The sequence below is a fragment of the Marivita sp. genome, from assembly GCF_017643905.1.
In the GTDB taxonomy this organism is placed as follows: domain Bacteria; phylum Pseudomonadota; class Alphaproteobacteria; order Rhodobacterales; family Rhodobacteraceae; genus Marivita.
Genome location: NZ_JAEPMO010000049.1, coordinates 1 through 19378, shown reverse-complemented (window position 1 = coordinate 19378; position 19378 = coordinate 1). Strand labels below are relative to the sequence as shown.

Sequence of the window (19378 nt, the reverse complement as noted above, 5' to 3'; positions counted from 1 at the left end):
GCCGCGCGTCGCAATGCGAAAGTCGCGGCTCCGGTGTGGTGTTGGCGAGGCCAACGACTCATTGACTGATCCGATATTTCTATTATTCATGAAATATGGAAATAAGAATCGCAACACAACTGTCCACTCTCGGCCACCCCCAACGGTTGGCCATCTTTCGCATGTTGATGCGGCGGATGCCCGACCGAGTGCCTGCCGGGGAAATCGCAGACGCGCTGGACATCAAGCCGTCCACACTGTCGTCCTATCTGTCGAACCTGCTGGACGCCGGATTGTTGATCCAGACGCGGGTCGGGACATCGCTTCGTTACAGTGTGAATGTAACAAACGTGCAGGGGATGCTGGATTTCCTGCTGCTCGATTGTTGTCGGGGCAGACCCGATATGTGCAGCCCTCTGGCGGCCGGTTTTGGACAAGGAGCAATCGATATGTCTCTGAAAAAGTTCAATGTTCTCTTCATCTGCACCGGTAATTCCGCGCGATCGATCTTCGCGGAAACGATCCTGCGGGACCTCGCCGGTGATAGGTTCGAGGTGTTTTCGGCAGGCACAAAGCCCTATTCGGAACTGAACCTGATAGCTCTGGATGTGCTGCGCAAGAAGGGCCATGAGATCTCGGGCTTGCGCGCCAAGAACGTGCAGGAAGTCATGGCGGACGGTGCGCCAAAATTCGATTTCGTCTTCACGGTCTGCGATCAGGCCGCGAACGAAGACTGCCCGGCATGGTCGGGCCAGCCGATCAGTGCACATTGGGGCATGGTCGATCCGGTCAAGGCGACCGGGTCGGACGCTGAGCGCAGCCTTGCATTTCAGGCGGCTTACGGCGCGCTGCGCAACCGGATCAGCGCCTTTACCGCGCTGCCCATGACCACACTTGACCGGATTTCACTCCAGAAAGCGGTCGATGACATTGGACAGATGACTGAAGAGGACGCCTCCGCATGACCACCTACGCGCTGAACGGGCTTGGCCGCATTGGCAAGCTTGCCCTGAAACCCTTGTTGGAGCGGGGGGCCAAAATCTCGTGGATCAATGATGCCGTTGGCGATCCGGCAATGCACGCGCATCTCTTCGAGTTCGATACGGTGCATGGGCGCTGGCAGGCCGAGTTTGCGCATGAGGCGGACAGCATCACCATCGACCGAGTGCGCCTTCCGTTTGTCGGCACGTCGGATCTGTCGAAATTGCCGATGGATGGTGTGGATGTGGTGATCGACTGCACTGGCGTTTTCAAAACAGAGGCGAAGATCGCGCCCTATTTTCAAATGGGAGCGAAGAAAGTCGTGGTGTCGGCCCCGGTCAAGGACGGGCCGACGGCGAACATCGTCTACGGTGTAAATGACGACGTCTATGATGCTGAGATCCATGATATTGTGACGGCAGCCAGTTGCACCACCAATTGCTTGGCGCCCGTTGTGAAGGTCTTGCATGAGAGCATTGGTATAAGTCATGGATCAATCACGACAATCCACGATGTAACCAACACCCAGACCATTGTGGACCGGCCTGCCAAAGACTTGCGCCGCGCTCGGTCTGCGTTGAACTCGTTGATCCCGACAACCACAGGCAGCGCGACGGCGATCACGCTGATCTATCCCGAACTCAAGGGGCGGTTGAACGGCCATGCCGTGCGGGTGCCGCTGCTGAATGCGTCGCTGACCGATTGCGTGTTCGAGATGGACCGCGCGACGTCGGTGGAAGAGGTGAACGCGCTGTTCAAGGCGGCGGCCGAAGGTCCGCTCAAGGACATTCTGGGCTATGAAGAGCGGCCGCTTGTGTCGACTGATTACACCAATGACACGCGGTCCAGCATCGTTGATGCGTTGTCGACAATGGTCGTGAATGGCACGCAGGTGAAGGTCTACGCGTGGTATGACAACGAGATGGGCTATGCACACCGGCTGGTGGATGTGGCGCTGATGGTGGGTGGTCGGTTGTGAGCAAACCCGAGGGCCTTTCCGCCTATATCGCCGTGACGGCGGCCTATTGGGCGTTCATGCTGACTGATGGCGCGTTGCGGATGCTGGTGTTGGTGCACTTTCACACGCTGGGGTTTTCGCCGATCCAGCTGGCCTATTTGTTCGTGCTCTACGAGATTGCAGGCATGGTCACCAACCTGAGCGCCGGCTGGATCGCGGCGCGGTTCGGATTGACCTCGACGCTTTATGCGGGGCTCGGGTTGCAAGTGGTCGCACTTCTGGCGCTGGCCCAGCTCGACCCGACATGGGCCATCACCGCCTCGGTCGCGTTTGTGATGTGTGTGCAGGGCGCATCAGGTGTGGCCAAGGATCTGGCCAAGATGTCGTCCAAGTCCGCAGTCAAGCTGCTGGCGCCTACCGAGGGTGGTGGGCTGTTCCGGTGGGTGGCCATCCTGACCGGATCGAAGAACGCGGTGAAAGGCGTGGGGTTCCTGCTTGGGGCCGGGCTTTTGGCGACGTTGGGCTTTGTCGCGGCGGTTTATGCGATGGCGGCGGTGCTGGCGGTGATCCTGCTGGCGATCATCGTCTTCATGCCATCGGGTCTACCGAAGGGGCGCAAAGGCGCGAAGTTTTCGGAGGTCTTTTCGAAATCCACCAATGTGAACTGGTTGTCGGCAGCGCGGGTGTTCCTGTTCGGGGCGCGGGACGTTTGGTTCGTGGTGGGCATTCCGATCTACTTTTATGCCGTGTTGTCGGATGGCACGACAGAGGGCAATCGGGCGGCCTTTTTCCTGATCGGGACGTTCATGGCGGTTTGGATCATCCTGTACGGTTTCGTGCAGGCGAACACGCCGAAGCTCTTGAAGGCCAAAGAGCGGAGTGAGGGCGCGCTGATCGCGGATGCGCGGAAATGGGCGTTCCTGCTGCTGACGGTGCCGGTTGCGCTGACAGCGGCGACCGTTCTGTCGCCCGAGCCGCAGATGTGGTTGACGGTGACCTTGGTGGTCGGGCTGCTCGTGTTCGGGGCGCTCTTCGCAATCAATTCAGCGCTGCATTCCTACCTGATCCTTGCCTTCACCCAAAGTGAACGGGTCACGATGGATGTGGGCTTTTATTACATGGCCAATGCGGGCGGGCGATTGTTGGGCACGGTGCTGTCGGGTCTCAGCTATCAGGTCGGAGGACTGCCTTTGGTGCTGGGCACAGCGTCGGTGATGGTGGCCTTGGCCGCGTTGACGTCGGGGCGCTTGCGCAGCGAAGCTGTGGCGCAGACCGCGTAGGCGGGAGCCCTCGACACGGGGAGCAAAGACAGGCACTTCTTTGGGGACGTTCTGACCATAGGAGTGCCCATGACCGCCTTTGCCTTTGCCACAGCAGGAATGATCCGGTTCGGACGGGGGGAGGCGGTTACGGCGGTGCCGTCCTTGGTGGCGCTGGGCGCGCGGGTGCTTCTGGTGACGGGCGCGACGCCCCAGCGGGCGGCATGGCTCAAGGATGCACTCGAGGCGGAAGGCGTTTCGGTGACGGTTTTTCCCGTCGCGAAAGAACCGGATGTGGCCCTGATCGAAAGCGGCGTTGCTGCCGCGCGCGAGGCGCAGGTCGCGGCATTGATCGCGATTGGCGGCGGCGCGGTTGTTGATGCTGGTAAGGCGATTGCAGCGCTGGCACCGGCCACGCGGCCTATGCTGGACCATCTGGAAGTGGTGGGCAAAGGCCTGCCGCTGGACGCCGCGCCATTGCCTTTTGCAGCCTTGCCGACAACCGCTGGGACCGGGGCCGAGGTGACCAGAAATGCGGTGATCGCCGTGCCCGAAGCACAGCGCAAGGTGAGCCTGCGAGATCCGCGCATGTTGCCGACACTGGCCATTGTCGATCCGGCGCTGACGGACAACTGCCCGCGCGGTGTGACCTTGGCATCAGGGTTGGACGCGGTCACGCAGGTGATCGAGCCCTATCTGTCCTCCAAAGCCAATCTGCTGACGGATGCGATCTGTCGGGATGCGATCCCCAAGGGCTTGGTGGCGATTAGGCGGGTCATGGTGGCCGAGGACCCCGAGGCGCGGGATGCGCTGGCTTGGGTGAGCCTATGCGGTGGTCTGGTTTTGGCCAATGCGGGTTTGGGCGTTGTGCATGGTCTGGCTGGGCCGCTGGGCGGCCTGTCCAATGCGGCGCATGGGGCGATTTGCGGTGCGCTTCTGCCGCATGGGATACGGGCCAATGCGGCGGCAGGCGAAACTCCGGTGCTGGCGGCACGGATCGCCGAGGTGCAAGGCTGGATCGCACAGGCTTTGGGCGGTGCGCCAGACGACGCGTTTGACACGCTGCACGATTGGTCGCGCGAAGCCGGGTTGCCGGGGCTGGATGCGCAGGGGATCACCGATGCGGCGCGGGCGAAGGCGGCCAAGGATGCGGTCAGCTCATCCTCGATGAAGGCGAACCCTGTGGCATTGAGCGAGGCGCAGCTTTTGGATCTGATGGAACGCGCCAGATAAGGCTTCGTCAGATCAGGCGATGGCGTAAAGCTCGACCTGAACGCTGCTTTGGTTGCGTGCGCCCACGCCGACAAAGAGCGTGCGATTGACCCAGGCATAGCGTTCGTCGCCGGTTTCCAATCGTGCATGTGTGCGCATGTAATAGGATGCCGGGTCCACGGCCTCGCCTCGGGCGACGGCCTCCAACACCTCTTTCGGACCATGGCGGTAGCCATAGTTGAGGATCTCGATGGTCGCGCCATCGTCTGTTTCCATTGCGTAGCGCGTGTCCAACTCGGCCAGTCCATCGGTGAATAAGGTTTGCCAATCCGCCCCCACATTCAGGATGCGACCGGACAGGCGCAGGCCTGTGACGGTGCCACCCACAATCGGAATGATCCGACGCGCCCCTGCGCGGCCAGCCCCCATTTCGCGGATCGGGTCAAGGGTCACCTGCAAGGTGCAGACGTGATCAAGTTTGGGCTGTGGCAGTATCATGAATACCCTTTCGCAACTAAACTGTTTACTAGATTAACAATATGCGATACGCATCGCTTGGACAACAGGAGATGACAGATGGCATCGCTGCGCAAGACTGACCGTCACGCCGAGGATGAAACCCTTGGCGAAACACCCGATCTTGAAGAGTTCATCGGCTACAACCTCAAACGCGCCTACGTGATCGTGCAGGCGGATTTCCGTCGCGCGCTGGGCGAGGACGGGTTTGCGCCGCGTGTGTTCTCGGCGCTGTCTCTGGTGGTGCAATACCCGAACGTCACCCAAAGCGGGCTGGCGCGGATGCTCGGGATCGAACGGTCGGGGCTTGTCGCAATCGTTGACGAATTGGAAGGGCGCGGTTTGCTCAAGCGGACCAACGTGCCGGGAGACCGACGGGTTCAGGCTTTGGTGCCGACGCAGAAGGGCAAGACAGTCTATGCCGAAGCGCGGGCCACTGTGCGGGCGCATGAGGAACAGTTGCTGTCGAACCTGAGCACCGACGAAAAAGCGACGCTGATGGCCTTGTTGGCCAAGATCAGGGCGAACGGGGAATGAACATGCAGGATTGGGCAGGTTGCGGAGCCATCGTCACAGGTGGGGCGTCCGGTCTTGGCGCTGCCACAGCGCGACGCTTGGCCGACGACGGGTTGAAGGTCGTGTTGTTCGACATGAACGCGGATTTGGCCGCAGAGCACGCCGCCGCCATTGGTGGCACATTTGCTCATGTCGATGTCAGCGATCCGACCTCTGTGGCTGCGGGTCTCGACCTTGCGGTTGCCGCATTTGGCGTGCCGCGGGTTCTGGTCAATTGCGCGGGGATCGGCGGGGCCGCAAAGACCGTGTCGCGCGGGCAGGCGCATGATCCGGCGCTTTTCGAACGCACCATTCGCGTGAACCTGATGGGCAGTTTCAATTGCGCGAGCCAGGTCGCCGCGCAGATGGTTGCGGCAGCACCCATGGACGCGGACGGCGCGCGGGGTGTGATCGTGAACACCGCCTCGGTCGCGGCGTTTGACGGGCAGGTGGGGCAATTGGCCTATGCGGCCTCCAAGGGGGGGATCGTGTCGATGACCCTGCCGATGGCGCGGGATCTGGCGGACAAGGGTGTCCGTGTCTGCACCGTGGCACCGGGCCTGTTCCTGACGCCGCTGCTGCACGAATTGCCGGACGAGGTTCAGGCGTCGCTAGGCGCGCAGGTGCCGTTCCCGTCAAGGCTGGGCGATCCAGCGGAATACGCCGCGCTGGTGTCGCACATCACGCAAAACCCGATGCTCAATGGCGAAGTGATCCGCCTCGATGGCGCGATCCGGATGGCGCCTCGGTAACGGTTTCCAAGGGGAGGGGACCATGAATATCAAAGCAGACCGGATTGACAGCGATTTCTGGCAACCGGAATTCGAGGTCGAAACCCGCAACGATGGCACTATCCTGATGCGCCAGAAGGGCGACCTGACCGGATATCTGCCGACCTTGGCGGATTATCTCGACAAATGGGCCGACCAGACGCCGGATCAGACATGGATCGCGCGGCGTGGTGCGGACGGCGCATGGGTGCGCATCACCTATGGTGATGCCCGTCAGCAGGCCCGCCACATCGGGGGCGCTTTGCTTGCATTGGGACTTGGGCCGGATCGGCCCCTGTTGATCCTGTCCGAGAACAGCCTTGAACATGCGCTTTTGGGTGCGGCCTGTTTCTATGTCGGCATTCCCTATGCGCCCGTGTCCCCGGCCTATTCGGTTGTGTCCAAGGACCACGGGAAATTGCGCGATATCGCGGCGGTGCTGAACCCGGGGGCTGTCTTTGCCGATAAGGCCAGCGCCTTTGCGCCGGCATTGGACGCCATCGCCGCCGAAGGCCGTCACGTGTTGGCGGTTCAGGATGCGGTTGAGGGCGCGGTGTTGTTCGAGGACTTGCTGAACGGCGATGCGGCCTTGGCCGACACAGCCCGGCTTGAGGTCAACGAAGACAATGTGGTGAAGTACCTGTTCACCTCGGGATCAACCGGATCGCCCAAGGCGGTAATCAACACCAACGGGATGATCTGCGCGATGGAGGCGATGGTGCGGGATTGCTATCGCTTCCTGACCAAGACGCCTCCCGTGGTGCTGGATTGGGCGCCTTGGAACCATACGGCGGCCGGCAACAAGGTGTCGTATCTCGTGCTGACCAATGGCGGCACCTATTACATCGACGATGGCAAACCCGCGCCCGGAAAGTTCGACGAGACGCTGCGCAATCTGCGGGACGTGTCCTGCACGTGGTATTTCAACGTTCCCATTGGCTGGGAAATGCTGGTTGACCAGCTTGAGCAGGATGCAGAGCTGGCCCAGACCTTTTTCAAGGATCTCAAGATGATGTTCTATGCCGGGGCAGGTATGGCGCAGCATACCTGGGACAGGTTGCGCGCCATCGGACGCAAGACAACCGGACGCGAGGTCCTGCTGTCCACCAGCCTTGGCGCGACCGAGACCGCGCCTTTTGCGCTGTCCTGCACCGAGGTTCAGGAGAAGTCTGGCAATGTGGGCGTTCCCTCGCGCGGGCTGCTGATGAAGCTGGTGCCGAATGGTGGCAAGTTGGAGCTGCGCCTGAAAGGTCCGACCATCACGCCGGGCTATTATGGTGACCCCGAAAAGACCCGGTCGGCTTTTGACGAGGAAGGGTATTACTGCATGGGTGACGCGCTGCGTCCGGCTGATCCTGACGATCTGAGCAAAGGCTTCTTCTTTGACGGGCGCGTGGCCGAGAATTTCAAGCTGAACACCGGCACATGGGTTGCCGTAGGCTCGGTGCGCGCGTCGTTGGTGGACGCGATGGACGGGTTGATCCGGGACGCGGTGATCACTGGCGAAAACGAAGCCGAACTGGGCGCATTGGTGCTGCTGTCAGAGCATGCGGCCAAGATGGACAAGGCAGGTTTGACGGCAGTCTTGACCGAGAAGCTGACGCAGGCGGTCAAGGCCGCAACTGGATCGGCCAGCCGGGTGCGGCGCATCCTTGTGCTCAACGAGACACCGAGTTTCGACCGGGGCGAGATTACCGAAAAAGGGTCTTTGAACCAGCGGGCGATGCGCACGAATTTCGCGGACGCTGTGCGCGAGCTGCATTCGGGTGGCCCCGGTGTGATCTCGGTTTAGACGCGCCTGTCAGTCGGGGCGACCCACAGGTGTAAGGCTGGTGAAGGCCTTACCCGTCACCGCCTCGTATTCCGTTTCGTCCCAGAACCCGATGAGAATGCCGGATTCCGCCGCGATTTTCTGGCGAGCCAGCACTTGCGGTGTTGCGGTGATCCTTGTGTGATGCCGCGTGGCCCAGTCCAGAAGGGCAGCCTCCATCCGGCGGCGCACCTCTTGGTGTTCCGGCAGGTCTGACGCGCCAAGATCCGTCAATTCTTGGGGATCGGTTTCCAGATCGAACAGTACGGGCCGGAAGGTTTCGCAGCGGATGTATTTCCAGCGACCGTCAAAGATCATTGTTGTGTGGGCATCCTCCTGCGGCACATCCAGCGCCTTTGCCATTTCGGACCAGTGGTAATCATGTTCGCTGATCACGTAGCGGCGTGAAAACCCGTCTGTTCCGTGTAGGATCGGCGTCAGGTCGCGGCCTTCGAGGATGTGGGGTTTGGGCGGTGCACCAAGGGCTGACAGGAAGGTCGGCGCAAGGTCGATCATCTCGACCAACGCATCCGACACGAGGCCGCGCGTGGCGTCTGCTTCGGGGCGCGGATCATGCAGGATGAGCGGCACCTTGACTGCCACCTCGTGGTAGAAATCCTTGTCGCCCATCCAGTGGTCACCCATGTAATCGCCGTGATCCGACGTGACCGCGATGATGGTGTTCTGGCTCAGGCCGGTGTCGTCCATCCACCTGAACAGACGACCCAGATTGTCGTCCAACTGCTTGATCAGCCCCATATAGGCCGGGATCACATGTTCACGCACATGGTCGCGGGCAAAACTGCGGCAAACGCGGGCGTCGAGATAGGCGCGCATCAGCGGGTGATCCGTCTGCTTTTCGCCTTCGGCGCGGATCGGGTCAACGATGTGCCGTTCGTCATACAGGTCGTGGTAGGGGGCGGGCACGATATAGGGCCAATGCGGTTTGATGTAGCTGAGGTGGCAGACCCACGGGCGGCCATCGGCCTGCGCCTCTTGCATGAAGTCCATGGCCCGGTTGGTCATGTAGGCCGTTTCAGAGTGTTCTTCGGGGATATTGGCCGCGAGTCGCGAGTTCTTGAGCAGCCACGCGGAGAGCAGTTCGCCGTCAGGGTCCACACCGGAATTTGCAAAATCCTCCCAAGGGTTGTCCGAGGAATATCCGTGCGCCACGAGGTAATCGTCGTAAGCCGACCAGTTCTGGCGCGCGCTGTCCGGGTGCAAACCGTCATCGCGCTCGAACGGTTCAAAGCCACATTCCGACCGGCGCACCCCGATTTCGCTTTTGGGATCAATGCCCAACCACGCCATGCCTTCGGCATCCGCGACCATGTGCGTCTTGCCCACGAGTACCGCACGCGCTCCGATATCGCGCAGATGATCGCCGAGCGTTGGTTCCCCTACGCGCAGGGGCATCCCGTTCCAGGTGGACCCATGGCTGCGCACATAGCGTCCGGTATAGGCCGACATGCGTGAGGGGCCGCAGACCGGAGATTGCACATAGGCGTTGGTGAACCGCACGCCGCGCTGGGCGAGGGCGTCGATATGCGGGGTGTGCAGATGCGGGTGGCCGTAGCAGCTCAGGTAATCGAACCGCAGTTGGTCTGCCATGATCCACAGGACATTGGGACGGTCGGTCATTCTACGCGGTCCTTGTGTAGCAGGTCTTCGATGGGTGTGTGCAGGAAGGCCTCCAACCTGTCCAGAAATCCGACGAAGGTCAGAATCTCGTCCTCGCTAAACACCTCGCGCAGAGCTTCGCGCCGCCGTCGCATTACAGGCGCTGCGGTCTGATAGGCAGCTTGGCCTTTTTCCGTAAGTTCAACAATGGTTTGCCGCCCGTCGCGGCTGTCGCGGTGCATCACGACATAGCCCTTTTTGCGCATCTCGGGCAGCGCGCGGCTGAGCAGGGAATGGTCAGCCCGCTGGACCGTGGCAAGATCACGGATCGTCATCGGGCCAGCCTCGGTCAGGTCCCACAGGGTGCGCCATTCGACAATCGACAAACCACCGCCATGCTGCAGGCACCGCTGCCCTTGGGTACGGGACGCGGAATAGACGGCGGGCAGTCGCGAGAACAGGTTTGTGTCTTCGCGGGATTGGCGGGCGCGAATGCAGTCCTCGCTGATGCGTTCGGCAACATCTGACATGATCGTCCTCCCAATTCCCTGATAAAGACCGAAAAAAATATACGTGACAAGTCATATATTTTCTGCAAGCCTTATCCCAAGCCTTCGAGACTGGGGGCGCATGCCCGGGAGGAGGGCGTGATTCATTGGGAGGACATGACATGCTCAGGACGACGCTTTTGGGTGCGGCGGTTGCGCTTGCGCCCTTGGCTGTTTCGGCACAGGCCACACTGACCGCTGAAACAACCACACCGGGATCGACCCCGCATTACATCGACACGACATTCGCCGCGATCCTCGAAAGCGCGGGGGTCGCGACGCTGCAGATCACCGAAGGTGCGACGCTGACCAACTCGGTGCAGGCTGTGGCAGAAGGGCAGTTGGACATGGCTCCCGCTCCGCTCATTCTGCCGTTCCTTCTGTCCCGTGGCATCGGCCCCTATAGCGGCGTCGGACCAGAGAAAGGTGCCGAACTGGCGGGCAACATTCGCGCGCTGTTCTTCAATGCCGGGTCTGCGCAGGTCTTCGGACATTACAACAGCGCCCCCATCGACGACATTCGCAATCTCGAAGGCAAGCGGATCTGGAACGGTCCGCCCCGCGGCGCGGCTCTGACCTCGGGGCGGGCCATGATTCAGTTGCTGTCTGGCCTGAAGGACGGCGAGGGCTACGAGGGTGTTCAGAACCAATGGCCGGACGCTGTTTCGACCATCACGGGCGGTGGCGCGGATGCGTGGACCATTCCCGAAGGTTTGCCATCGGGCCGCCAGATCGCCCTTGCGGCTGCAGGGGGCATCACGATCTATGACGTGCCGTCTGACCTGCTCAACAGCGAGTTGGGCCAGCAAATCGTCGCGGCACCGGGTCATGCGCCCTATTCCGTGCCGGTCGAAGAGTTCCGGAAAGCCTATGCGGGCAACGACATCACCGTTGTCACCGATGACGACACATTCGACAGCTTTGCGACCGCCTTTGCGCAGATCGTTTCGGCTGACATGGACGAAGAGCTGGCCTACCAACTGACAAAGGCGTTCCTTGAAGGCGAGGAGCGTTTTGTCACCAGTTCGCCGCGTGGGCCATATCTGGCGATGTCGTTCGGGGATGTTGACGGTGTCAGACAGGGGGCCTGCGGTGCTGTTCAGATGAAGATGCACCCCGGTGCGATCCGTGCCTTCGAAGACGCAGGTCACACGATCGCGGATTGCCTGCGTCCCTGATCGCAGGCCGTCATATTCAAAAGTGCTGGCCAGCGGTTGCCGCTGGCCAAAGCTGACACCCAAGGACCTTTTCCATGCGCTCTGACAGCCAAGTGGGCCGCGCTTCGCGGGCCCAGACCCTTGCGACCATTCTGGCGTTGGTCCTTGTGGCCGTGGGCATGCTGAACACGCTGCCCGAGATACCGGGGTTGCAGGATTGGGCGCGCGAGGTCACTGGCCGGCCGTTCTTTCGCGTTTCGGGTTTCCCGTCCGAGTATTTCTACCCACCGGTCTTTTTCCTGATGATGCTGATCGTGGCGCTTGATGCGAGCGTCTATCGGGCGTGGCGCGACACCCGACCCGAGAGGGCATGGTTGGGGCTGTTGATGGATGCCGGGTTGGTCCTTGCCGCATTCCTCGCCGCCTTCGGCTTTCTGGTCGAGATCGACAGCGTGTGTCTGATTGACCAGATCACTGGCGAACGTGCCCGTCTGATTCAGGACGCGGCCGAGAGGTCAGCGGGTGTGATCCCCGGCATGTCCTTCGAGGCGGAAGTGCCCGCCTGTCAGGCCCGCTTCGGCGTCTGGATTCTGCCGCTTCTCTTCACCATCATCACGCTGTTTTTCCTTTACAATATTCGCGTCTGGGGCTTTCCGCTCGTCGCCGTGGCCACCATCGTCGTGCTCTATACGGTGGGCACGGCGATCATTTGGGCGCTCGATCTGAGCGACAACAATTTCCTGCTGACCAAGCTGGGCGCGGATGGTGGCGATGCCCTGTCGGCCGCTGTCCAGAAGGCGACCAACGTCTTCATCACCCCGGACGGGTTCATGGGACGGTTCATGGACATCGTGGTCAATCAGGTCTTTCCATACGTGATCCTTGGTGCGCTGTTCGGCACGTCGGCGGGCGGGACGTCCCTGATCAAGCTGGCGGTGCGGGCGACCCGACGGCTGCGCGGCGGGCCAGCCCATGCGGCGATTGTGTCTTCGGCGATGTTCGGCACCATCACCGGTGGTCCGGTGACCAATGTGCTGTCCACGGGGCGGCTGACCATCCCGATGATGCAGCGCAACGGGTTCAATCCCTATTTCGCAGGCGGGGTCGAGGCCGCCGCATCCTCCGGGGGTCAGATCATGCCACCGGTGATGGGCGTGGCCGCTTTCGTGCTCGTGGCCTTGACGGCGGTGCCCTATACCAAGGTCATCGTGGCGGCGTTTCTGCCCGCGATGTGCTTTTTCTTTTCGATCTTCCTTGCAGTGATGTTTCAGGCGCGGCGGGAAAAGGTCGAAGCGATGCGCGACATTCCCGAAGACCTGATCATGGACCGTCAGGACTGGCTGAACCTTGTCATCATCATCGTTCCGATCCTCACCATTCTGTTTCTGCTGCTGGGCAACAAGGATTTGGTGCAGGCCGGTGCTATGGGGCAAATCCTGCCTGCGGGACTGGTGCAGACCATTGTCAATTCAACCGGGGACGCCGTCTCTGCAGGCTGGTGGGCTGTGGCGGTCCTGATCCCGTTGCTGTTTCTCGATCCAGAAACGCGGGCGAAGCCATCCAAGATCCTGGTTTCGCTGGCGGATGGCGGTATCCTGATTTCGCGCCTGTTCCTGCTGCTGTTTGCTGTGTCGATCATTTCCGCCTTTCTGAACGAAAGCGGCCTGACCGGAGAATTGACCCGCGCGGTGACATCATGGCTGGAGACAGCCAACAGCCTCTCGGTGTTCGGTGTGACGATCCCGATTGTCGGTGGCGTCTACCTGATGCTGGCACTGTTCTGTGCCATGGTCTGCGCGATCATCCTTGGCATGGGGATGCCGACGGTTCCGGCTTATGTGAATGTCGCGCTGCTACTGGGGCCGCTGCTGGCCAATCTGGGTGTCAGCTTTTTCACCGCGCATATGTTCGTGTTCTATTTCGCCGTTGCGTCGGCCATCACTCCGCCAGTGGCTGTAGCCGCCTTTGCCGCAGCGTCGATCACCCGGGCAGAGCCGATGCGGACAGGCGTTGCCGCCGTCCGGGTGGGGATCGTGATGTTCGTGATCCCCTTTGTCTTTGCGTGGTATCCCGAGCTGTTGCTGATCGAAGAGGCCGTGACGATCACCAATGAAAACGGTCAGCGCGTCTTGATCGAGGGCTATAGCGGGCAGGTGGACACGGCGCACCTTCTGTGGCTGGGCGCAAAGCTGGTTCTGGCGCTTTACCTGATCGCGTCCGCCCTGGCCAAGTTCGACAGCTGCAGGATGACCCGTGTCGAAGTCGCTACGCGGCTTTTCCTTGCGGTTCTGGTTTTGTGGAAAACCGACACGCTGATGTGGGTGGGTCTCGCGGGCGCGGTGTTTGTTCTGTGCTGGCATTACCTGATCGCAGCGAGGCGGGTGGTCCAGCCTGTCACGTAAGTTAAGCGGTGGTCAGAGCGCGGCACCGCGATGGATGCCGCGACCGTATCACATGGCGTCAATGACCCACACCAGCCAGAGCGTGATCGGGGGGAACGCCGCAAGGATAACCACCCGCACCATGTCGGTCAGAACAAAGGGCAGGGCGCCCTTGTAGGTCTGGCCGATGGGCGTTTCCTTTGCCATCGAGTTGATGATGAACAAATTCATCCCGACAGGGGGCGTGATCAGCCCGACCTCCACCACGATGAGGACGAGGATTCCGAACCAGAGGCCGAAGTCATTGGCGCTCATCCCGAAGTCGAGGGCTGACATGATCGGGAAGATGATCGGCACGGTCAGCAGGACCATCGACAGGCTGTCCATGACGCAGCCAAAGACGAGGTACATGATCAGCACGATGGTCAGCACGAACCAAGGCGAGAAGCCCGGATCCCCAACCCAGACCGACGCGGTTTGCGGCAGTTGGGTGAGCGACAGGAAGTTGTTGTAGATGCCGGCCCCAAGGATGATGAGGAAGATCATCGCAGAGGAGGCTGCAGTCGACAGGATCGCCTGATTGAGCTTTCCCCATGTCATCTGGCCCGAGGCCAGTGCGACCAGCCCAGTACCTGCTGCACCTACCGCGGCAGCCTCGGTCGGGGTGAAGATACCCGCGTAGATGCCACCGACGACGGCAACGAAGATCAGGATCACGGGCCAGACCTGACCCAGCGCCTTCATCCGCTGGCCCCACGGCACGCGGTCTTTGACGGCAGCGCTGTTGGGCGACCAGTGGACCCAGACCGAGATGGCGATCATGTAGCCAATGGCTGCAAGAATGCCGGGTATAAGGGCCGCGACAAACAGCTTTTCGATATTCTGCTCGGCCAAGATCGCGTATATCACGAGGATCACTGAGGGTGGGATCAGGATGCCCAAGGTGCCGCCTGCCGCCAATGCGCCCGTGGCCAGCGATCCGGGATAGCCGTAGCGGCGCAACTCGGGCAGGGCGACCTGTCCCATCGTGGCAGCGGTGGCAAGCGACGATCCGCAGATGGCGCCAAAGCCTGCACAGGCCCCGACGGCGGACATGGCGACACCGCCTTTGCGGTGACCCAGAAAGCTTTCAGCGGCGCGGAAGAGGGCCGCGGACATGCCGGACAGGGTCGCGAACTGACCCATCAGCAGGAACAGCGGGATGATCGAGAACGAGTAGTTGGAAAACGTGCCGTAGGTCAGTGTCTTGAGCTGGTTCAGCGTCATCATGGATGACCCGATCACCAGATAGGTGCCACCGACGCCGACCCCGATCATCGCCAAGGCGATCGGTGCGCGCAGAAAGACCAGCGCAAGCAGGATCGGGAACGACCAGAGGGCCAGTTCGATATTGGTCATGACATGCGGCTCCTAGTCCGAAAATCCGGCAATCCGACGACCGGACCGCACCACGCAGAACGCCGCGACGATGATGAAGCCGACCGCCCCCGCGAGGCTGGCGGCATAGCCCTGCCACACCGGGATTTGCGCGATCAGAGTGGTTTCGCCAAAAGACAGCTTGTCCTGCATGCCCAGATACAGCCGCCATGTTCCAACCGCGGCGACCACCAGCATCGCCACGTTGAACAGAAGGTCCAGAAAGCGGTCCATCGTCTTGGGCATGACGGGCTGGAACAGGTCCACCCGCGCATGAGCTTCGTTGAATTGGGCCCAGGGAAGAAAAGCAAAGATCGCAGCCGCCATGCCGATTTCGGTCAGGTCATAGATGCCGCGTATGGGGCCAAGGCCAATGTCCAATGGCACGAGCGCACGACCGATGATGGACACGCAGGTCAGGACAATGCTGCATAAAAGCACTACGCCACCGCCGATGGCCAGCAGACGTGCAATGAGTTCGACAATGATCTGAAGCCGTCGGTACATGCCACCCTCCCCAAGGTACGGTGGGCCATTGCGCACGGCCCACCGCGTTTACTGCTCGGATTGATCAGCCGCCGTGCTTGGCAATCAGCGACTTGGCCTGTTCGATCAGCGCCGCGCCGTCGATACCCTTGGCATCCATGTCGGCAATCCAGCGGTCGATCACCGGCTGTGACGCTTCTTTCCAACGGGCGACTTCGGCTTCGTCCAACTGAACGATGGTGTTGCCTGCATTGACCGCGATCTCACGCGCCGGGGCGTCCATGTCCCACATCACCTGCGTGGCAAAGGCCGACAGCTTGGCACCCGACTCTGCGTCGATGATCGCGCGCAGATCGTCGGGCAGGGCCTCGTACTTGGCCTTGTTCATCACGAGCACGATTGCCGCTGTATAAAGCGACTCGTTGCCCGAGAATTCGGTGTGGTTGTTCACCAGTTCCGACAGACGGATTGCGGTGGTCACCTCCCACGGGATCACGGTTGCCTTCACGACGCCTTTAGACAGCGCTTCGGGAATTGCCGGCAGCGGCATGCCCACCGGTTCTGCACCCAGTTCGGACAGCAAGTCGTTGATGATCCGGGTTGGGCCACGCAGGGTCAGGCCCTTCATATCTTCTAGGCTGGTTACGCCATCGGTCGAGTGGATGAGACCAGGGCCGTGAACCCAGGCACCCAGAACCTTCACATCGCTGTATTCGTTGCTCTGGAAATCGGTTTCCACCATCTCCCAATAAGCTTTGGCTGTGGCAACGGGGTTGGTCATCATGAACGGCAGCTCGAACACTTCGGTGCGCGGGAAGCGACCGGGGGTGTAGCCGACAACGGTCATGGAGAGATCGACCACGCCATCGCGCGCCTGATCCATCAGTTCGGGCGGACGGCCACCCAGAGACATGGCGTCGAAATGTTCGATCTTGATGCGACCGCCGGACGCTTCCTCGACGCCCTGAGCCCAAGGCTTCAGGATCTGTGCCGGAACCGGTGCGGGCGGTGGCAGGAACTGGTGCAGGCGCAGGGTTACTTCCTGTGCATAAGCGGCGCTGGACACGCCGAGCGCGGCAACGGCGCCAAGCATGGCAGTTTTGACAAAACTTCTTCTTTTCATGGAAAATCCTCCCAGATTTTTCGAACTTGATGGTGTTTCTTGAGGAACACTCCGCGCCATTACATGTTTTCCGATGCGGAACGGAATGTCTCCACTGGTCAGGTGGTGGTAAGAAACGTGCATTTCCGGCTGACCTTCACGCACATTCCTTGGTTCGACCAACGGCCTCCGCTTTACTTCCTGAAGTTTGGCTCCCTCTTCTCCAGAAAGGCACGCAGGCCTTCTTTTGCGCCATCGGATGTTTGACACATCGCGGCGGCCAGGCTTTCGGTGAACAGGCCATCCGACCGGGACATGTCGCCGATCCGCGATAGCGCGTTGATCATCAGGTAATTCGAGAACGGCGCGTTGTCCGCGATTTTGCGTGCCAGCTTGTGGGCAAGCGGCAGACCTTCGCCTTCGCCTACGGAATAATGCGCAAGACCCAGAGACACCGCGTCTTCCGCACCGTAGTTGCGCCCGGTCAGCATCATCTCGCGCATGCGGTCCGGCCCGATGATGCGGCCCACGCGCACCGTTGCGCCACCGCCCACGAAGATGCCGCGACGGCCTTCGGGAAGCTGGAAGCGCGCCGTCGGTTCGGCGATCCGCACATGGGTCGATGCCGCGATCTCGAGTCCGCCGCCGATCACGGCACCGGTCAGAACCGAAATCACCGGCAAGCCGCCGAATTCGATCAATTCGGACACGCGATGCCAGTTGCGGGAATGATAGACACCGTCGATCGGGGGGCGATGTTCATGCTCGGCCAGATCGAGTCCCGAACAAAAGTGCCCGCCTTCGCCACGCAGGATCACCGCGTTCACGCCTTCGGGCGGGTGAGAAAAGAAATGGTCCAGATCGTCGACCAGCGCATCATTCATGGCGTTGCGCTTTTCCGGGCGGTCAAAGATCAGCGTGGCGATATCACCGTCGATTTCAACGCGTGTGACGACACCCGGACGTGTTGAGCCATCGTGCATGTGGTCCTCCCGGTTCTTCGATGAGTTTTGTTGTATATGTAAACGGTTTTGCTGTATAGCGTTTTTTGAAGGCGCTGATTTCTTGCCGCGGGAGGGCAGACATGGTCGATTTCTCAAAGGTCCAAGCCATTGATTTTCATACACATGCAGAGGAGCCATGCAATCAGTGCCGTGATGATGGGTACAACGAATTTCAGGCAGGCATGGCGGCTTATTTCAAGAATCCCGCTGGGGCCGAGGGCATGTTGCCGACAGTTCAGGACACCGCGACCTACTATCGCGAGCGCAATATCGCGGCGGTGATCTTTCCGGTCGATGCAGAACGCGAAACCGGGTTCAGACGCTATTCGAACGAAGAGGTCGCACAGCTTTGCGCGGAAAATCACGACATCCTGATCCCGTTTGCCTCCATCGACCCGCACAAGGGCAAGGTAGGTGCCCGAGAGGTGCGGCGGTTGGTGCGCGAGTTCGGCGTGCGCGGCTTCAAGTTCCACCCGACCATGCAGGGGTTTTTCCCCAATGACCGCGAGGCCTGTTACACCGTGCTTGAAGCCTGCGCCGAAGAGGGTGCCATCACATTGTTCCATACCGGGCAAACGGGCGTTGGCTCCGGCATGCGCGGTGGGATGGGCATGCGGCTCAAGTATTCGAACCCGATGCATCTGGACGATGTCGCGGTGGATTTCCCGGACATGCCGATTGTTCTGGCGCATCCCAGCTTCCCGTGGACCGAAGAGGGACTCGCGGTCGCGCAGCACAAGCCGAATGTCTATTTCGACATGTCGGGATGGTCGCCAAAGTATTTTCCCGAGATCTTCATCAAATATGCCAACTCGATCCTGAAAAAGAAGATGCTCTTCGGGTCGGACTGGCCTGCGATCACGCCCGATCGCTGGCTCAAGGATTTTGCCGACGCGCCCTTCAAGGACGAGGTGCGGCCGCTGATCCTCAAGGAAAACGCGATGCGTCTCCTTGGTGTGACTGACACGGGCGCCTGATCCATGACTGACTTCACCGCACCAACCGATGATATCCTGTTTTCCCTGCGACATGTGGCGGGGGTGCCGCGCGCTGCGGATTGGGACGACGCGCTGGCGTCGGACATCCTGGGACATTTCGCACAATTCGCCGAAGGTGTACTGGCACCGTTGAATGCCATCGGCGATACGCAAGGTGCCCGGCTTGTCGAGGGGCGCGTCATCATGCCTGACGGGTTTCGCGACGCCTATGCCCAATTGGCCGAGGGGGGCTGGCAAGGGTTGCGCGCGCCAGAACGGTTTGGCGGCATGGAGCAATCGGCGCTTGTCGCGGCGGGTGTTTCAGAGGTCTTCAGCGGGGCCAATCACGCCCTGCAGATGGTCTGCACACTTGTGCCCGGCGCCATCGAAACGCTGCTGCATTTCGGAACGCCAGACCAGCAAGAAGCCTGGATTCCGCGCCTTGCCTCAGGTGAGGTGCTGTCGACCATGTGCCTGACCGAAGCCGGGGCCGGCTCGGACCTGTCTGGCATCCGGTGCAAAGCCGTGCGCGATGGCGAAGGCTGGCGGCTGGACGGAGAAAAGATTTTCATCTCCGGTGGCGATCAGGACATGTCTAGGGGTATTCTGCATCTGGTGCTTGCCCGCAGTGGATCGGTCGAGGATGG

The 19378-nt window shown here is 60.9% G+C and carries 18 protein-coding genes; 11 read left to right on the top strand and 7 right to left on the bottom strand.

The genetic code is table 11. From position 1 onward, the window contains the following. Positions 1-95: 95 nt before the first annotated feature. From JJ869_RS09665 to JJ869_RS09650, 4 genes are all read left to right on the top strand, one after another. Positions 96-944: a helix-turn-helix domain-containing protein gene (locus JJ869_RS09665; protein WP_292266587.1), complete on the top strand. Its 849-nt coding sequence runs from the start codon at positions 96-98 to the stop codon at positions 942-944. Beyond that, complete coding sequence (locus JJ869_RS09660; protein ID WP_292266585.1) at positions 941-1939, top strand: ArsJ-associated glyceraldehyde-3-phosphate dehydrogenase; 999 nt, start codon at positions 941-943, stop codon at positions 1937-1939. Before JJ869_RS09665 ends, JJ869_RS09660 begins: the two co-directional genes overlap by 4 nt. Continuing rightward, positions 1936-3198 (top strand): organoarsenical effux MFS transporter ArsJ, encoded by a 1263-nt coding sequence (arsJ, locus tag JJ869_RS09655; RefSeq protein WP_292266582.1) that lies wholly within the window; start codon positions 1936-1938, stop codon positions 3196-3198. The genes JJ869_RS09660 and arsJ overlap by 4 nt, the downstream gene beginning before the upstream one ends. Positions 3199-3267: 69 nt before the next feature. Beyond that, positions 3268-4410 (top strand): iron-containing alcohol dehydrogenase, encoded by a 1143-nt coding sequence (locus JJ869_RS09650; protein WP_292266579.1) that lies wholly within the window; start codon positions 3268-3270, stop codon positions 4408-4410. A gap of 12 nt (positions 4411-4422) precedes the next feature. Here the strand turns inward: JJ869_RS09650 and JJ869_RS09645 are convergent, their stop codons facing one another. Beyond that, on the bottom strand, positions 4423-4887 hold the full coding sequence (locus JJ869_RS09645; RefSeq protein WP_292266576.1) for a DUF3237 domain-containing protein: 465 nt from the start codon (positions 4885-4887) through the stop codon (positions 4423-4425). A gap of 78 nt (positions 4888-4965) precedes the next feature. Here JJ869_RS09645 and JJ869_RS09640 point away from each other — a divergent pair, with 78 nt between their 5' ends. The 3 genes from JJ869_RS09640 to JJ869_RS09630 are packed head-to-tail and all read left to right on the top strand — an operon-like array spanning position 4966 to position 8022. After that, positions 4966-5442, top strand: coding sequence for a MarR family transcriptional regulator (locus tag JJ869_RS09640; RefSeq protein ID WP_292266573.1), 477 nt, complete (start codon positions 4966-4968; stop codon positions 5440-5442). 2 nt (positions 5443-5444) lie between these two features. Then, positions 5445-6212, top strand: a complete 768-nt coding sequence (locus JJ869_RS09635; protein ID WP_292266570.1) for an SDR family NAD(P)-dependent oxidoreductase — start codon at positions 5445-5447, stop codon at positions 6210-6212. 22 nt (positions 6213-6234) lie between these two features. Next, positions 6235-8022: a feruloyl-CoA synthase gene (locus tag JJ869_RS09630; RefSeq protein ID WP_292266566.1), complete on the top strand. Its 1788-nt coding sequence runs from the start codon at positions 6235-6237 to the stop codon at positions 8020-8022. Positions 8023-8031: 9 nt separating this feature from the next. Here JJ869_RS09630 and JJ869_RS09625 read toward each other — a convergent pair whose 3' ends face one another. Together JJ869_RS09625 and JJ869_RS09620 are read right to left on the bottom strand one after the other, a co-directional pair. Further along, positions 8032-9681 carry a sulfatase-like hydrolase/transferase gene (locus tag JJ869_RS09625; protein ID WP_292266563.1) on the bottom strand — a complete coding sequence of 550 codons (1650 nt, stop codon included), beginning with the start codon at positions 9679-9681 and terminating at the stop codon, positions 8032-8034. Next, complete coding sequence (locus tag JJ869_RS09620; RefSeq protein WP_292266559.1) at positions 9678-10190, bottom strand: winged helix DNA-binding protein; 513 nt, start codon at positions 10188-10190, stop codon at positions 9678-9680. The genes JJ869_RS09625 and JJ869_RS09620 overlap by 4 nt, the downstream gene beginning before the upstream one ends. Before the next feature lie 140 nt (positions 10191-10330). On the opposite strand from JJ869_RS09620, the gene JJ869_RS09615 reads away from it, so the two are divergent. Both JJ869_RS09615 and JJ869_RS09610 read left to right on the top strand, forming a co-directional pair. Next, positions 10331-11386 carry a TAXI family TRAP transporter solute-binding subunit gene (locus JJ869_RS09615; protein WP_292266556.1) on the top strand — a complete coding sequence of 352 codons (1056 nt, stop codon included), beginning with the start codon at positions 10331-10333 and terminating at the stop codon, positions 11384-11386. Between the two features lie 74 nt (positions 11387-11460). Beyond that, positions 11461-13767, top strand: coding sequence for a TRAP transporter fused permease subunit (locus tag JJ869_RS09610; RefSeq protein WP_292266554.1), 2307 nt, complete (start codon positions 11461-11463; stop codon positions 13765-13767). A 48-nt stretch (positions 13768-13815) separates the two neighbouring features. Here the strand turns inward: JJ869_RS09610 and JJ869_RS09605 are convergent, their stop codons facing one another. The 4 genes from JJ869_RS09605 to JJ869_RS09590 form a co-directional block, all read right to left on the bottom strand. Continuing rightward, entirely contained in the window at positions 13816-15144 is a 1329-nt protein-coding gene (locus JJ869_RS09605; RefSeq protein WP_292266552.1) for a TRAP transporter large permease, read from the bottom strand. Positions 15145-15156: 12 nt separating this feature from the next. Continuing rightward, the gene (locus JJ869_RS09600; RefSeq protein ID WP_292266549.1) at positions 15157-15669 is read right to left on the bottom strand and encodes a TRAP transporter small permease; all 513 of its coding nucleotides are present in this window, start codon (positions 15667-15669) and stop codon (positions 15157-15159) included. Between the two features lie 64 nt (positions 15670-15733). Further along, positions 15734-16771, bottom strand: a complete 1038-nt coding sequence (locus JJ869_RS09595) for a TRAP transporter substrate-binding protein (RefSeq protein WP_292266547.1) — start codon at positions 16769-16771, stop codon at positions 15734-15736. 173 nt (positions 16772-16944) lie between these two features. Further along, positions 16945-17733: a crotonase/enoyl-CoA hydratase family protein gene (locus JJ869_RS09590; protein WP_292266545.1), complete on the bottom strand. Its 789-nt coding sequence runs from the start codon at positions 17731-17733 to the stop codon at positions 16945-16947. Positions 17734-17834: 101 nt separating this feature from the next. Here JJ869_RS09590 and JJ869_RS09585 point away from each other — a divergent pair, with 101 nt between their 5' ends. Continuing rightward, positions 17835-18731: an amidohydrolase family protein gene (locus JJ869_RS09585; RefSeq protein WP_292266542.1), complete on the top strand. Its 897-nt coding sequence runs from the start codon at positions 17835-17837 to the stop codon at positions 18729-18731. Between the two features lie 3 nt (positions 18732-18734). Then, a partial coding sequence (locus tag JJ869_RS09580; RefSeq protein WP_292266540.1) for an acyl-CoA dehydrogenase family protein occupies positions 18735-19378 on the top strand: 644 nt, incomplete at its 3' end.